Here is a 13,720-nt window from a genome sequence, read left to right on the forward strand (position 1 = left end):
TCGCGGCATGCCAACGAACGATGTCGCACCAGAGAGCTCAACGCCGCGGGAGACGGCACGCCTGATCCTGCGCCCATGGCTGGAGCGCGACCGCACGCCGTTCGCCACCCTGTCCGCAGATCCAGAGGTCATGAAGCATCTGCTGCCCTTCGCTTCGCCATCGGCTGCCGATGCCTGGATCGATCGCCAGCAAGCGCATCTCGAGACGCATGGCTTCTGCTTCTGGGCGCTCGAATGGAAGGAGACCGGCGAGTTCATCGGTGCGGCGGGCCTGCTGCGGGTCGGCTACGAGGCGCACTTCGCGCCGGCGGTCGAAGTCGGGTGGCGAATCGTTCGCCGGTTCTGGGGCCGGGGACTGGCCCCCGAGGCCGCGAAGAGCGCCATCGATTTCGGCTTCGAGCACCTCGGACTTCAGGAGATTGTGGCCAACACAGTGCCCGCGAACACGAGCTCGCGCCGCGTGATGGAGAAGCTCGGCATGTCGAGCGATGCGGCGGATGATTTCGACCATCCCCTGGTGCCCATCGAGAATCCGCTGCGACACCAGGTGCTGTACCGGCTGCCGCGGGACCGTTGGGCAGAACTGGACAGCAAGCCCTGAGACCGTTGGACAGCGCTGGGCGCCATCCGCAAGCAGTCAGCGCCGTCTACGCTCCATCGCCGTGGTCAGGCCGCGCGCTCTCGGACCTGAAAGACATTGCCCTCGGGGTCGTATCCATCACAGGCTCTGAAACCGCGAGCCTCCCACTCTTTGCCTTTTGGTTTGACGTTTCCCCCGAGTTCCGCGGCTTTCTCGCGTGCCTGTCCGATGCCCGCGACCGGCAGACATACCTTGATGGGGGTCTCCTCGCGAACCTGTGGCGGCTCGGCGATATGGATCTGAGCGGAGATCGCTTTCGGAATGCCGTGAATGACCACTTGAAAGCCCTCTTGATCGAGCACGATGTGGTCTTTGTCCTGGTGAACCACCGTCATCTCTGCGACCGCCTGATAAAAGTTGGCGAGCCTCGGAACGCTCTTGGCAAATATGACGACGCTTGGCTTTGGTCGTGTAGTCATCTCCACACTCTCTTGCTGCTGAAACTAAGTTGATGGACTGCGATGTTTGGCGATCGACCAGGCCCAGAACGCGGTAAGTCACTCAGCCGCCTCACCGTCACCCAGGTCCCAGCGTTACTTCCGCAGAAGGAAGCTCGCATTTGTAGCAGAGCTGACCGCCAACGACCCGGAGGCTAACGGCCACATGAAACGCATATACTTCATATACGTTTCATACAAAGGCCTTCGATGGGTATCGTCAAGATTTCAGACCTGATGCACGAGAACCTGCGCGTCGCGGGGAATGCCCTCAGCCGGTCGATCAATGCGCAGGCGGAGCACTGGATGCGGGTCGGCATGCTGACCGAGATGCATCCGGAACTGGACCACCGCGAGATCTGTCAGCTGTTGATACGGGCTGAACTCGCGGGGGGGCTGGACATCACCATGGCGGCCACGCCCCAGCCGGGCAAAGCCCGCGCGGCCGTGACGAGAAAGCACTGATGGCGCACGGCGTGCCCATCCAATCCGCCGAGCAACTGGAGATGGCGCGGCGGGCCGGCCAGCTTGCCGCGGAAGTCCTCGGCATGATCGCGCCCCACGTCGTGCCGGGCGTGAGCACGGAGACGCTCGACCGGATCTGCCATGACCACATCGTGAATGTGCAAGGCGCCATTCCGGCCAACGTGGGATACCACGGTTATCCCAAGACCATCCTTACCTCCGTCAACCAGGTGGTGTGCCACGGCATCCCGTCTGCGACCAAGATCCTGAAGAAGGGTGACATCGTCAACATCGATGTCGCGGTCATGAAGGATGGCTGGTTCGGCGACACCAGCCGCATGTACTTCGTCGGCGAGCCCAGCACCCTGGCGCGGCGTCTGGTGGAGACGACCTACGAAGCCCTGCTGGCCGCCATTCGGCAGGTGAAGCCCGGCGCGACGCTGGGCGATGTGGGCCATGCCATCCAGTCGGTCGCGCAACGCGAAGACTTCAGCGTGGTGCGCGAATACTGTGGGCACGGCATCGGGCAGATCTACCACGACGAGCCGCAGGTGCTGCACTACGGGCGGCGCGGGGAAGGCCTCCGGCTCGAGGCGGGGATGGTTTTCACCATCGAGCCGATGCTCAACGCGGGCCAGCGCGAGACCCGTCAATTGCCGGATGGGTGGACGGTCGTGACCAAGGACCGCTCCCTCTCCGCGCAGTGGGAGCACATGGTCGCGGTCACGCCCGAGGGCTATGAGGTGCTGACGCCGTGGCCGGGCGGCACGGGTGCGTACGCGCCGGTCTGACGCTCAACGGGCCTCCTGGCCTTGGGGCCGCGCACGCAGCGCATCGACCTCCGCTTGCAGGGCCTCCAGCCTTTCGCGGAGTGGGCGAACCGCCTCGGTGACCTGCTCCTGCGTGAAGCGCGGCGTGATGTGCTGCGGGCAGTTCCAGTCGAAGGCCTCCAGCCGCACGCGAAAGATGCGCTCGAGCTTGGCTTTGTAGCCCGGCACCGTGACCAGCTCGGTGAGGGCAGGGTCGGCGTCCAGCGCCACGGCTTCGATGTGCGCGTAGATCTTCAGGCGCGCGCGATGGGCATAGTCCATCAGGAACAAGCTCGCGCGGTCGGTGGCCGCGAGGTTGCCCGTGCTGATGTACTGGCGGTTGCCGCGGTAGTCGGCGAAGGCCAGCGTCCGGTCGTCGACCATTTTGAGAAAGCCGCGCGGCCCGCCGCGGTGCTGAACGTAGGGCCATCCCGTTTCCGACACCGTGGCCAGGTAGAAGCTGTCGCGCTCGGCGATGAAGGCGGCCTCGTTCTCGGTGAAGCGGTCGAAGTCGCGGTGTCCCTTGAAGTCCTGCCACAGGTGCTCGGCGCCCATCGACGCTTGCGCCGCCTGCACGCTGGGTGTCGATGCGATGTCCATGAAACCGTATGCCATGCCAACCTCCAATCGGTGAAGGCTTGATGGTGCACTCTTCCATCTAATTGGATAATCCACCAGTTTCAAGAAACTCTCTACCGAATTTCGGAAGGATGATCGATGGACCGCCTGGAGGCCATGTCGATGCTGGTGTCGGTCACCGAGACGGGCAGCCTGTCAGCGGCGGCGCGTGGGTTGCGGGTCCCGCTGGCCACGCTCAGCCGCAAGATTTCGGAGCTCGAGGCGCGGCTGGGTGCGCGGTTGCTGATCCGCACCACGCGCAAGCTCACGCTGACCGATGCCGGCGTGGCCTACGTCGCCGCGGCCCGCCGCATCCTCGAACAGGTCGAGGATGCCGAGCGCACGGCCGCCGGTGAATTCACCGAGCCCAAGGGCGAACTGGTCGTGACCGCGCCCATCATGTTCGGCCGCCTCCACGTGCTGCCCATCGTGGCCGAATTCCTGGCGGCCTTCCCCGCGATCGACGTTCGCCTCACCCTGTCCGACCGCCAGGTGAACCTGGTCGGCGACCACATCGACATGGCCGTGCGCATCGGCCAGCTGCCGGACAGTTCGATGGTGGCGACCGCCATCGGCACGATGCGGATGGTGACCTGTGCCAGCCCGGCGCTGCTCGCGGCGCACGGCGTGCCGAAGGCGCCGGCCGATCTGCTTGGCTTCGCGTGCGTGGCGGTCGACACGCCCCTGCCCTCGCCGTCCTGGCGCTTCCGACACCCGCGCACGGGAGCGGCCATCGATGTACCCATCCGCCCCCGTCTGGCCGTGACGACGACGGAGGCGGCGGCCGATGCAGCGAGCCTGTCCGTCGGCGTGACGCGTCTGTTGCACTACCAGGCCGTCGACGCCATCGCGCGCGGCGCGCTTCGGATCGTTCTGGAAGCCTACGAACCGGAGCCTGCGCCTGTCCACCTCGTGCATGTCTCGCGCGGGCAGATGCCGCTCAAGATGCGCCGGTTTCTCGATGTCGCGGCGCCTCGCCTGCGACAGGCGATCGAGGACGGCCAGTTGCCCTCCGCGTGAGGGCGTCGGCTACTTCGCGCAGCAGCCGCGCGGCATGGTCGGTGTCAGCATCGGCCCAGGAAAAATTGGCGTCGGGGTAGTGGCCCATCCAGTCGCGGTAGCGCACCAGGCCGGCGCGCACGCCGTGGTAGCTCGCGAAGTCCGGGCCGTACTCGGTGTTGGCCGACCAGTGCGTGGCGACCACCGGCGTGCCCATCTCGAGAAATTCGCGGATGTTCAGGCCGTAGGCCTCGGCGCGGTGCAACGACAGATAGACGTCGGCCATCCGTTGGAACGCGACCTGCTCGGCATCGGAGAAGTCCTGCTGCACCAGGCGGATGTTGCCGGCCGCGCCGATCATCTCGCGCAGCTCATGCTCGACCACCCGCGTCGCAGACGAGCAGCGCATCTTGATCAGCAGCACATGCTCGGCGCTGTCGCCGAAGGCCTTCTGCCAAGCCTCGACGTGGGCCCAGGGGTTCTTGCGTTCCGGACACATCTTGATGTCCATGATCGCGATGCCAAGGAACGCGGTGGCGGGCACATCGAACGCGGCGCGGTCGGCCGCCGACACCGAGAGGTCGACCGTGACGTGGTGCGGCACCACGACCACGGGCAACGCCGAGGCGCTGCGGATCGCGGCCTGCGAAAAGGCAGAGGGCGTCCAGACCTCGTCGACGATGCGCAGCGCAAAGCGCCAGGCACGCGGGAAGACCTCGTTCTCCCAGGCCCAAAGGCCGGTGCGGTGAGCCCCGGCGAGCTGCTCGGGGCTGAACAGCCGGAGCGCACGCCGATAGCGATTCGGCTGGCACAGCAGATAGAGGCGTGACACCGTGCCCAGATCATGGCCACCGACTGCAGGCATGCCGGCAGGCTGCGGCGACAAACTGAGCAGGACCAGGCCGGGATGGCGACGCTGCAGCCGCATGGCTTCGTAGTGCGCGGCCCGAGACAGCCCGGTCTTGCCGCCGAAATCCCCGACGGCCACCACGCAGCCCTGGTCTTCGGCCAGCAAGAGCGTCGCCGGATCGCGGCGGTAGGGCTCCGACGCGCGCCAGTTGGCGAGCCCCAGACGCCAGCGCTTGAGCGGTTGGCCGAGCCGGTGCGCGAGCAGTCCGGCCGTCCATCGCCGCAGCGTGCGCGGGAAGCGGCGGAAGGCCAATGGCGAAAGCGGGACGGGAAACAGCGGGTCAGGGTCGAGGGAGGGCATCAAGGCGTGGCGTGCGAGCGGCGGAGCGCGATCCTACCCGCCCGCTCATCCGAAGACGGGCAGCACCGAGCGCCTTCGGCCATACTTTTCCCATGACCCATTCCTTCTTCCAGCCGCCCGCGCAAGACGCCTATGTACTGCGCAACGTGCGCGCCCCGCGCTGCCTGCTCAAGGCCGATCTGCCCGTGGTCGAGCCGCGCAGCGATGGCGACCTGGCCGCCGTCGACCTGCGCATTGCGCACGGCCGCATCGACACCATCGCACCGGCGGGCACCTTCGGCGCGGACAGCGGCCCTGACCTCGACGCCTCGATGGTGCTGCCCGGCATGGTCGACGTGCACACCCACCTCGACAAGGGCCACATCTGGCCGCGCCAGCCCAACCCGACCGGCGACGGAGCCGGCGCCGGTGCGGCGACCGCGCGCGACCGCACGGCCCGCTGGCATGCCGAAGACGTGCGTCGCCGCATGGACTTCGGCCTGCGCACCGCCTACGCCAAGGGCGTGGTCGCGATCCGCACGCACCTCGACTCGCTGGCGCCGCAGGCATCGATCTCGTTCCCGGTATTTCGCGAGATGCGCGAGCGCTGGGCCGGGCGCATCGAGCTGCAGGCTTCCTCCATCGCGCCGCTCAACATCTTTCTGACCGACGAGGGCCGGCAACTGGCCGACATCGTGGCCGCGAGCGGCGGGCGGCTGGGCTGCGTCACCAAGTCGATGACCTACCCCGCCGACACCATGCCGCCCGACCTGGACGAGGCGCTGGTGCGCGTGTTCCAGCTCGCAGCGGAGCGCGGGCTCGACCTCGACCTGCATGTCGACGAGTCGACCGACCCGGCGGCGCGCGCGCTGATTCGCGTCGCGCGCACGGCCATCGCGCAGAAATTCAAGGGCCGCATCCTGTGCGGCCACGTCACCTCGCTGGCACTGCAGACCGACGACTTCATCGACGAGACGATCGCGGCCTGCCAGGAAGCCGGCATCGACATCGTGAGTCTGCCCACCGTCAACATGTACCTGCAGGACCGCAGCCCCGAAGCGCGCACCCCGCGCTGGCGCGGCGTGACGGTGCTGCACGAGATGAAGTCGCGCGGCCTGCGCGTGGCGGTGGCCGGCGACAACTGCCGCGACCCGTTCTATGCCTACGGCGACCACGACATGCTCGACACCTTCACGCAGGCCGTGAAGATCCTGCACCTGGACCATCCGCTGGGCGACTGGATCCGTGCCGCGACCGAAACGCCGGCGGCCATCATGGGCCTCGAGCGCGGCACGCTCAAGGTCGGCGGGCCGGCCGACTTGCTGGTGCTCAAGGCGCGCAGCTATTCGGAGATGCTGGCCCGCACGCAGTTCGACCGCACCGTGATCCGCGCAGGGCGCGCCATCGACACCACGCTGCCCGATTACCGCGAGCTCGACGCGCTGATGGCGGTATGAGTCAGATGGCCGAGACGCTGCCCGTCACCGGCAGCACGATGCCGGTGATGTAGCCCGCGCACACCGGCGAGGCAAGGAACACATACGCCGGCGACAGCTCCTCGGGCTGCGCCACGCGCTTGAAGTCGGTTTCCTTGCCGAACTTCCGCACGTCCGCCGCCTTCTTGTCGGCGGGGTTGAGCGGCGTCCACACCGGCCCCGGTGCCACCGCGTTCACACGGATGCCGCGGTCGATCACGTTCAGCGCCAGCGCCTTGGTGAAGGCATGGATCGCGCCCTTGGTGGCGGAGTAGTCGATGAGGTTCTTGCTGCCCTGCAGGCCGGTGCGCGAGCCCGTGTTGATGATCGACGCGCCGTTCTTCATGTGCGGCAAGGCCGCCCGCGCCATGCGCATGTAGCCGCCGATATTGGTCTGCAGGGTGAGGTCCATGCGTTCGTCGCTGATGTCTTCCAGCGCATCGGCATGCATCTGGAAGGCCGCGTTGTTCACCAGCACGTCGAGCCGGCCGAAGGCCTTGACGGTGCGCTCGACCGCGCGCTGGCAGAAGGCGGACTTGCGCACGTCGCCGGCGATCAGCAGGCAGCGCCGGCCCTCCGCCTCGATGGCAGCCTGGGTTTCCTCGGCGTCGGCCTTCTCCGCGCTCAGGAAGACGATCGCCACGTCGGCGCCCTCGCGTGCGAACAGCACCGCCACGGCACGGCCGATGCCCGAGTCGCCGCCGGTCACGAGGGCGCTCATGCCGGCGAGCTTGCCGCTGCCCTGGTAGCCGGGCGCCGTGTAGCGCGGCCGCAGCGTCATGTCCTTCTCCCGGCCGGGCTTGGCCAGCTTCTGGCCGGTCAGCGTTTCGGGCTGCACGCGAGCGCCGGCCTGCACGGCCTTGGTCTTCTTGCGCGACGCGGGTGCAGCGCGGTCCCGTGCGTCCTGGCTGCGCTGAATGGCGCGGTGGGTGTCGACGAGCGAACGGGTGCTTGTCTTCGAGGCGGGGGTGCGGGCCATGCGGCGACTCCTGGACTGGAAAAGGAAAAAACGATGCTTCTGCCACCGCGTGTGCCGTGCTGTCGTCCAATGCCGCGCGCAACCGGCGAAATGGGCACAAATGCCCGTCGACCAAGGGCTTTTCGGGATTCGTCAGCGTGTGTTCAGCCGATAAGATCGCGCCCTTTCGACCCTCCGGAGTGTTTGCACCATGAAGAAATTGCTCGCCCTGACCGCACTCGCCGCGATTGCCACGGGCGCCCTGGCCCAGGACTTCCCGGGCGGCAAGCCCATCACGATCGTGGTGCCCTTCGCAGCCGGCGGCCCGACCGACCGGGTGGCGCGCGACCTGGCCGAAGCGCTGCGCAAGCCGCTCGACGGTGTCAGCGTGGTGATCGACAACACGGCCGGCGCCGGCAGCACCATCGGCAACGCCAAGGTGGCCCGCGCCAAGAACGACGGCTACACCCTGCTGCTCACGCACGTCGGCATGGCCACGACCCCGGTGCTGTACCGCAAGCTGCCCTACAACTACGAGACCGACTTCGAGTACCTGGGCATGATCAACGACGTGCCCATGACCATCATCGGCAAGCCGCAGCTCGAAGCGAAGAACTTCAAGGAAATGCGCGAGTGGATCGGCAAGAACCCGGGCAAGGTCAACCTGGGCAATGCCGGCATCGGCTCGGCCTCGCATCTGTGCGGCCTGCTGTTCCAGAACGAGCTCAAGACCGAGATGACCACCGTGCCGTACAAGGGCACCGCGCCGGCCATCGCCGACCTGCTGGGCGGCCAGATCGACCTGCTGTGCGACCAGACCACCAACACCACGAGCCAGATCGAGGCCAAGAAGGTCAAGCCCTACGCCGTGACCACGCTCAAGCGCCTGACCACCCCGGCGCTCAAGGACATCCCCACGGCCGACGAGTCGGGCCTCAAGGGCTTCCAGGTGACGATCTGGCACGGCCTGTATGCGCCCAAGGGCACGCCTGCGCCGGTGCTCAAGAAGCTGAACGACGCCCTGAAGGTCGCGCTGAAGGACCCGGAATTCATCAAGAAGGAAGAAGGCCTGGGCGCGGTCGTGGTGACCGACAACCGCGTCGAGCCGGCCGAGCACAAGAAGTTCGTGATGTCCGAAGTCGCGCGCTTCGGCCCGGTCATCAAGGCCGCAGGCGCGTACGCGGACTGATCGCAAGCGCCGTCGCAACGAGCCGCCGCGCCTTCGGGCCCGGCGGCTTTTTTTCGCCCGCGTTCCGGGTTACTCCGCGCAGACCGTCCGGGGTGCGCCGTCTACGATTCCGGCCACGAAAAGCATGCGCCTCGCGTGCGCCGGAGCCCCATTGGATTCGCACTTTCCCGACCCTGGGCGCGCGCTCGCGCTCTACCGCACCATGGCGCGCATCCGCGCCTTCGAGAACGCCGCCGAGATCGCCAGCCAGGGCGGCGTCAGCGCGTACGGCCAGCAGGCCACCGGCAGCGTGCGGGTGCGCGGCCCGCTGCACCTGTCGACCGGGCAGGAGGCCGTGCCCGCCGGCGTGTGCGTCCACCTCAAGCCGGCCGACTACCTCACCTCGACGCATCGCGGCCATGGCCATACGCTGGCCAAGGGCGCCGACCTGGGCCGCATGATGGCCGAGCTCTTCGGCAAGGCGACCGGCTTCAACGGCGGCAAGGGCGGCTCGATGCACATCGCCGATTTCTCGGTCGGCATGCTGGGCGCCAACGGCGTGGTGGCGGCCGGCCTGCCGATCGCCGTCGGTGCGGCGCATGCGCAGAAACTTCAGAAGGCGGCGCTGGGCCGCTCCCGAGCCGCCTTGCCCCCCTCGGGGGGCGGCGCCGGCGAGCCGGCGCCAGGGGGCCCCGTTGATCAGGACGCCATCACCGTGTGCTTCTTCGGCGACGGTGCCATCAACCGCGGGCCCTTTCTCGAATCGCTCAACTGGGCGCAGGTGTATGGCCTGCCGGTGCTCTTCGTCTGCGAGGACAACCGCTGGAGCGCCACCACGGCGAGCGGGCCGATGACGGCCGGCGACGGCGCCTCGGCGCGCGCCGAGGCGCTCGGCATCGCCGCGACGCAGGTCGACGGCAACGACGTGTTTGCGGTGCACGCCGCCGCGGCGCGACTGGTGGACACGGTGCGCAGCGGCAGCGGTCCGCGCCTGCTGCACGCGCTGACCTATCGGGTGAAAGGCCACGTGTCGGTCGACCCCGCGGCCTACCGCAACCCGACCGAGCTGGCCGCGGCGCTGGACACCGACCCGATCGCCCGGGCGCGTGCCGCCTGCCTGCGCGCGGGCATCGCGTCCGCAACCCTCGATGCCACCGACGCCGATGCGCATGCGGAGGTCGAGGCCGCGCTGGCCGCGGCTGGTGCCGCGCCGTGGCCCGACGCCGCGGCCGCCTTCACCGACGTGCAGACCACCGGAGCCGGCCAATGGCGCTGAACGACCACCGGGCCATCGAGATGAGCTATGCCGAAGCCGCCGCGCTGGCGGTGCAGCGCGAGATGGAAGCCGACCCGAACGTGGTGGTGATCGGTGAGGACGTCGGCCGCGGCGGCATCTTCGGCCAGTACAAGGGCCTGCAGCAGCGCTTTGGCGACCAGCGCGTGATCGACACGCCGATCAGCGAGGCGGCGATCATGGGCGCCGGCGTCGGCATGGCACTGGCCGGCCTGCGTCCGGTGGTCGAGATGCGCGTGGTCGACTTCGCGCTGTGCGGCATGGACGAGCTGGTCAACCAGGCCGCCAAGAACCGCTTCATGTTCGGCGGCCAGGGCCGCGTGCCGCTGGTCGCGCGCATGCCGGGCGGCATCTGGGACGCCTCGGCGGCGCAGCATTCGCAGTCGCTCGAGGCCTGGTTCGCGCACATGCCGGGGCTGGTGGTGGTGAGCCCGTCGACGCCGCAGGACAACCACAGCCTGTTGCGCGCGGCGATGCAGTGCGGCGACCCGGTGGTCTACATCGAGCACAAGGCGCTGTGGGGCCTGCGCGGGCCGGTCGACGAGAGCGTCGCGGTCCCGCTGGGACAGGCCGCACGACTGCGCGAAGGCAACGCGCTGACGCTGGTGAGCTGGGGCAAGCAGGTGCACGCCTGCGCCGAGGCCTGCGACGCCCTGGCGGACCAGGGCATCGCCGTCGACCTGATCGACCTGCGCACGCTGTGGCCGTGGGACCGCGAGACGGTGCTCGAATCCTGCGGCCGGACGCAGCGCCTGCTGGTGGTGCACGAGGCGGTACAGGCGGCCGGCTTCGGCGCCGAGATCGCCGCGGCGGCGGCCGAGGCCACCGGCTGTCGCATCGCACGGCTCGGCGCACCGCGCATTCCGGTCGGCTACGCGGCGGTGCTGGAGGCGCAGTCGCGCGTCGGCGCCGAGGCGATCTCGGCGGCGGCGCGCCGGCTGGTCGACTGAGGTTATCGGCATCGCGGCGCTTTTCTGAACGGGGGTTTTACCTGCGACACCGCGCCGGTGTTCGCGGTACAACCCCGGGATGAACTTTTCCACCCGTCGCTCCCGCCGCGCCGTCCTTTCCGCTACGGCGGCCGGCGCCCTTCTCCTGCTGTCCGCGCCGACCTGGGCGCAGGGCGCCTGGCCCAACAAGCCGGTGCGCATCGTCGTGCCTTTCGCGGCCGGCGGCACCACCGACATCCTCGCGCGCGCGATGGCGCCCGAACTCTCGAAGGCGCTCGGTCAGCAGTTCATCGTCGACAACCGCGCGGGCGCCGGCGGCAACGTGGGCAGCGACATCGTCGCCAAGTCGCCGAACGACGGCTACACGCTGCTGATGGGCACCGTGGGCACGCACGGCATCAACCGCGCGCTGTACCCCAAGCTGCCCTTCGACCCGATCAAGGACTTCGTGCCGATCACGCTGGTGGCCGCCGTGCCGAACGTGATGGAGATGAACACCGAGAAGGCGAAGGAACTGAACATCCACAATGTGCAGGACTTCATCAAGTACGCCAAGGCCAACCCGGGCAAGCTGAACATGGCGTCGAGCGGCAGCGGCACCTCGATCCACCTGGCCGGCGAACTGTTCAAGAGCATGACGGGCAGCTTCATGACGCACATCCCGTACAAGGGCTCGGGCCCTGCCCTGATGGACATGGTCGGCGGCAACGCCGACGTGATGTTCGACAACCTGCCGTCGTCGATGCAGCAGATCAAGGGCGGCAAGCTGGTGGCGCTGGCCGTGACCAGTTCGAAGCGATCGCCTGCCCTGCCCAACGTGCCGACGGTGGAAGAAGCCGGCGGCCCTCAGCTCAAGGGCTTCGAGGCCAGCTCATGGTTCGGCCTGCTGGCGCCGGCCGGCACCCCGCCCGAGATCGTGAACCGCATCCAGCAGGAAGTGGCCAAGTCGCTCGGCACCCCGGCGATGCAGGAAAAGCTGCTGGCGCAGGGCGCCATCCCCAGCGGGAACTCACCCGCCGAGTTCGCCAAGCACATCGAGCGCGAGCACGCGAAGTGGGCGAAGGTGGTGAAGGACTCCGGCGCGAAAGTGGACTGAGCGCGGACTGGGGCTAGACGCCCCAGACGACGTCCTTGCCTTCGGCGGCGGAGCGCTTGAGCATGTCGATCAGCGGGGCGGCCCGCTGATGCAGCGCGACATGCTCGCGCTCGGCGGTCTCTTCATGGTTCTCGGCAGCGAACGCATCGCCGTTGTGGCGGTGCTGTTCGTGCTCGCGGCCGACCGCGGCGGCGAGGGCCGAGAGTGCTGCGGGGATCTGCTCGCTGGTGATGATGCCTTGGGCACCCGGCGCCTTGCCGATGATGTCCAGCAACTGGCGCGCGTTGGGTTCGAGCATCACGACATCGGCGGTGGCCTGCGATTTGAAGCGGTAGAGCATGTTGTTTACTTGTAGATGAAGTCTCGGGCGAAAGGGTACACCGATTGCGCACCGCGCATCGGTCCCTTGACCACATCGCCATCCGGTCGCGTGGCCAGCATCTGGTGCAGCGAGATCCACCCCCGCTCGAAACTCATCGCCGAGCCGGCCAGGTACAGCCGGTAGGCGCGCAGGATGCGCTCGGCACGCGCGTCGTCGCCGCTGGTGCGGCGGAGCACGGCGCGGGCCTCGTCGAGCTGCGCTTCCAGCGCGTCGGACCAGGCCCAGAGCGTGCGCGCGTAGTGCGGCCGCAGGTTCTCGGTGTCGACCATCTCCAGCCCGGCGCCGGCCATGTCGCGCAGCACATGGGTCACGTGCAGCAACTCGCCGCCCGGGAAGATGTACTTTTCGATGAAGTCGCCCATGCCGGCGCCCAGTTGCTGGTAGTCGAGCCGACCGGAGGTGATGCCATGATTCATGACCAGGCCGCCGGGGGCCAGCAGCCCGTAGATCTGCTGGAAGTAGGTCGGCATGTTGGTGCGGCCGACGTGCTCGAACATCCCGATCGACGAGATCTTGTCGAAAGGCTGCGCCGGGTCGAGCGCACGGTAGTCGCGCAGCTCGACCCGCACCCGCCCCTGCAGGCCCTTGTCCTCGATGAGCCGCGTGACGTGCGCATGCTGGTTCTTCGACAGCGTGATGCCGGTGGCGTCCACGCCGTATTGCTCGGCCGCCCACAGCAGCAGGCCGCCCCAGCCGGAGCCGATGTCGAGGAAGCGCTCGCCGGGCGCAAGCATGAGCTTGCGGCAGATGTGGTCGAGCTTGGCCTCCTGGGCCTGCGCCAGCGTCAGATCGGGCGTGCGGTAGTAGGCGCAGGAGTACACGCGCCGCGCATCGAGCCAGAGCGCATAGAAATCGTCGGAGACGTCGTAGTGGAACTCGATCTGCGCGGCGTCCTTGCCCAGCGTGTGCGAACCGCGGGACTTGGCCCGGCGCATCATGCGCGACCACCAGCTGGTGTCCGTCTCGACCGGGTTGCCGGGCAGGAGGCCGGCGGCGGCATCGGTCAGGTCGCGCATGGCGCCTTCGATCTGCACCCGCCCCTCGACGTAGGCCTCGCCGATCGCCCCGACCTGTCGCGCGGCCAGCTTGGCGAGCGAGGTCCAGTCGGTGAAGGCCAGCGTCACCCGGGAGCCGGGCTGCGACACGGTCCTGCCGTCAGGCAGCTGAAGCGCGATGGGAACCGGCAGCGACGCCAGTTGCGATTCGATTTTGGGTATCAGGCTGGCCATGTCGATGATTT

15 protein-coding genes are annotated in these 13,720 nt (G+C 68.2%); 9 read left to right on the top strand and 6 right to left on the bottom strand.

What is annotated here, in order from left to right:
* The first annotated feature begins 7 nt into the window (after positions 1 to 7).
* Entirely contained in the window at positions 8 to 601 is a 594-nt protein-coding gene (locus tag ACSFA2_RS12350; RefSeq protein ID WP_435455630.1) for a GNAT family N-acetyltransferase, read from the top strand.
* Between the two features lie 65 nt (positions 602 to 666).
* Here ACSFA2_RS12350 and ACSFA2_RS12355 read toward each other — a convergent pair whose 3' ends face one another.
* Positions 667 to 1,059, bottom strand: coding sequence for a VOC family protein (locus tag ACSFA2_RS12355; protein WP_435455631.1), 393 nt, complete (start codon positions 1,057 to 1,059; stop codon positions 667 to 669).
* A 228-nt stretch (positions 1,060 to 1,287) separates the two neighbouring features.
* On the opposite strand from ACSFA2_RS12355, the gene ACSFA2_RS12360 reads away from it, so the two are divergent.
* The gene (locus tag ACSFA2_RS12360) at positions 1,288 to 1,542 is read left to right on the top strand and encodes a ParD-like family protein (protein ID WP_435455632.1); all 255 of its coding nucleotides are present in this window, start codon (positions 1,288 to 1,290) and stop codon (positions 1,540 to 1,542) included.
* Entirely contained in the window at positions 1,542 to 2,333 is a 792-nt protein-coding gene (map, locus tag ACSFA2_RS12365; RefSeq protein WP_435455633.1) for a type I methionyl aminopeptidase, read from the top strand. The genes ACSFA2_RS12360 and map overlap by 1 nt, the downstream gene beginning before the upstream one ends.
* Before the next feature lie 3 nt (positions 2,334 to 2,336).
* Here the strand turns inward: map and ACSFA2_RS12370 are convergent, their stop codons facing one another.
* Positions 2,337 to 2,966, bottom strand: a complete 630-nt coding sequence (locus ACSFA2_RS12370; RefSeq protein ID WP_435455634.1) for a pyridoxamine 5'-phosphate oxidase family protein — start codon at positions 2,964 to 2,966, stop codon at positions 2,337 to 2,339.
* A 102-nt stretch (positions 2,967 to 3,068) separates the two neighbouring features.
* On the opposite strand from ACSFA2_RS12370, the gene ACSFA2_RS12375 reads away from it, so the two are divergent.
* A complete protein-coding gene (locus ACSFA2_RS12375; RefSeq protein ID WP_435455635.1) occupies positions 3,069 to 3,989 on the top strand; it encodes a LysR family transcriptional regulator in 921 nt (306 codons plus the stop codon).
* On the opposite strand, the gene ACSFA2_RS12380 is transcribed toward ACSFA2_RS12375, so the two are convergent.
* Positions 3,910 to 5,181, bottom strand: a complete 1,272-nt coding sequence (locus tag ACSFA2_RS12380; RefSeq protein WP_435455636.1) for a glycosyltransferase — start codon at positions 5,179 to 5,181, stop codon at positions 3,910 to 3,912. The two genes, ACSFA2_RS12375 and ACSFA2_RS12380, sit on opposite strands and share 80 nt — an antisense overlap.
* Before the next feature lie 89 nt (positions 5,182 to 5,270).
* Between ACSFA2_RS12380 and ACSFA2_RS12385 the strand changes: the two genes are divergently transcribed.
* Positions 5,271 to 6,614 (top strand): cytosine deaminase, encoded by a 1,344-nt coding sequence (locus ACSFA2_RS12385; protein ID WP_435455637.1) that lies wholly within the window; start codon positions 5,271 to 5,273, stop codon positions 6,612 to 6,614.
* Between the two features lies 1 nt (position 6,615).
* Here ACSFA2_RS12385 and ACSFA2_RS12390 read toward each other — a convergent pair whose 3' ends face one another.
* Entirely contained in the window at positions 6,616 to 7,611 is a 996-nt protein-coding gene (locus ACSFA2_RS12390) for an SDR family oxidoreductase (protein ID WP_435455638.1), read from the bottom strand.
* A gap of 190 nt (positions 7,612 to 7,801) precedes the next feature.
* On the opposite strand from ACSFA2_RS12390, the gene ACSFA2_RS12395 reads away from it, so the two are divergent.
* The 4 genes from ACSFA2_RS12395 to ACSFA2_RS12410 all read left to right on the top strand — a co-directional run bounded on the left by ACSFA2_RS12395 (position 7,802) and on the right by ACSFA2_RS12410 (position 12,098).
* Complete coding sequence (locus ACSFA2_RS12395; RefSeq protein WP_435455639.1) at positions 7,802 to 8,779, top strand: tripartite tricarboxylate transporter substrate-binding protein; 978 nt, start codon at positions 7,802 to 7,804, stop codon at positions 8,777 to 8,779.
* A gap of 202 nt (positions 8,780 to 8,981) precedes the next feature.
* Positions 8,982 to 10,034: a thiamine pyrophosphate-dependent dehydrogenase E1 component subunit alpha gene (locus ACSFA2_RS12400; protein WP_435455885.1), complete on the top strand. Its 1,053-nt coding sequence runs from the start codon at positions 8,982 to 8,984 to the stop codon at positions 10,032 to 10,034.
* On the top strand, positions 10,025 to 11,002 hold the full coding sequence (locus tag ACSFA2_RS12405; protein WP_435455640.1) for an alpha-ketoacid dehydrogenase subunit beta: 978 nt from the start codon (positions 10,025 to 10,027) through the stop codon (positions 11,000 to 11,002). Before ACSFA2_RS12400 ends, ACSFA2_RS12405 begins: the two co-directional genes overlap by 10 nt.
* A 79-nt stretch (positions 11,003 to 11,081) precedes the next feature.
* Positions 11,082 to 12,098: a Bug family tripartite tricarboxylate transporter substrate binding protein gene (locus ACSFA2_RS12410; protein WP_435455641.1), complete on the top strand. Its 1,017-nt coding sequence runs from the start codon at positions 11,082 to 11,084 to the stop codon at positions 12,096 to 12,098.
* Positions 12,099 to 12,111: 13 nt separating this feature from the next.
* Here the strand turns inward: ACSFA2_RS12410 and ACSFA2_RS12415 are convergent, their stop codons facing one another.
* Positions 12,112 to 12,438 carry a DUF1840 domain-containing protein gene (locus ACSFA2_RS12415; protein ID WP_435455642.1) on the bottom strand — a complete coding sequence of 109 codons (327 nt, stop codon included), beginning with the start codon at positions 12,436 to 12,438 and terminating at the stop codon, positions 12,112 to 12,114.
* Between the two features lie 5 nt (positions 12,439 to 12,443).
* On the bottom strand, positions 12,444 to 13,709 hold the full coding sequence (locus ACSFA2_RS12420; protein WP_435455643.1) for a class I SAM-dependent methyltransferase: 1,266 nt from the start codon (positions 13,707 to 13,709) through the stop codon (positions 12,444 to 12,446).
* Between the last annotated feature and the right edge of the window lie 11 nt (positions 13,710 to 13,720).

Origin of the sequence: Variovorax cryoconiti (assembly GCF_051216395.1) — a bacterium.
Taxonomy (GTDB): domain Bacteria; phylum Pseudomonadota; class Gammaproteobacteria; order Burkholderiales; family Burkholderiaceae_C; genus Variovorax.

Excerpts from the sequence above, each read along its gene's own strand:
- ACSFA2_RS12350 (WP_435455630.1), top strand. The coding sequence starts at position 8 with ATGCCAACGAACGATGTCGCACCAGAGAGCTCAACGCCGCGGGAGACG.
- ACSFA2_RS12355 (WP_435455631.1), bottom strand. The coding sequence starts at position 1,059 with ATGACTACACGACCAAAGCCAAGCGTCGTCATATTTGCCAAGAGCGTT.
- ACSFA2_RS12360 (WP_435455632.1), top strand. The coding sequence starts at position 1,288 with ATGGGTATCGTCAAGATTTCAGACCTGATGCACGAGAACCTGCGCGTC.
- map (WP_435455633.1), top strand. The coding sequence starts at position 1,542 with ATGGCGCACGGCGTGCCCATCCAATCCGCCGAGCAACTGGAGATGGCG.
- ACSFA2_RS12370 (WP_435455634.1), bottom strand. The coding sequence starts at position 2,966 with ATGGCATACGGTTTCATGGACATCGCATCGACACCCAGCGTGCAGGCG.
- ACSFA2_RS12375 (WP_435455635.1), top strand. The coding sequence starts at position 3,069 with ATGGACCGCCTGGAGGCCATGTCGATGCTGGTGTCGGTCACCGAGACG.
- ACSFA2_RS12385 (WP_435455637.1), top strand. The coding sequence starts at position 5,271 with ATGACCCATTCCTTCTTCCAGCCGCCCGCGCAAGACGCCTATGTACTG.
- ACSFA2_RS12390 (WP_435455638.1), bottom strand. The coding sequence starts at position 7,611 with ATGGCCCGCACCCCCGCCTCGAAGACAAGCACCCGTTCGCTCGTCGAC.
- ACSFA2_RS12395 (WP_435455639.1), top strand. The coding sequence starts at position 7,802 with ATGAAGAAATTGCTCGCCCTGACCGCACTCGCCGCGATTGCCACGGGC.
- ACSFA2_RS12400 (WP_435455885.1), top strand. The coding sequence starts at position 8,982 with ATGGCGCGCATCCGCGCCTTCGAGAACGCCGCCGAGATCGCCAGCCAG.
- ACSFA2_RS12405 (WP_435455640.1), top strand. The coding sequence starts at position 10,025 with ATGGCGCTGAACGACCACCGGGCCATCGAGATGAGCTATGCCGAAGCC.
- ACSFA2_RS12410 (WP_435455641.1), top strand. The coding sequence starts at position 11,082 with ATGAACTTTTCCACCCGTCGCTCCCGCCGCGCCGTCCTTTCCGCTACG.
- ACSFA2_RS12415 (WP_435455642.1), bottom strand. The coding sequence starts at position 12,438 with ATGCTCTACCGCTTCAAATCGCAGGCCACCGCCGATGTCGTGATGCTC.
- ACSFA2_RS12420 (WP_435455643.1), bottom strand. The coding sequence starts at position 13,709 with ATGGCCAGCCTGATACCCAAAATCGAATCGCAACTGGCGTCGCTGCCG.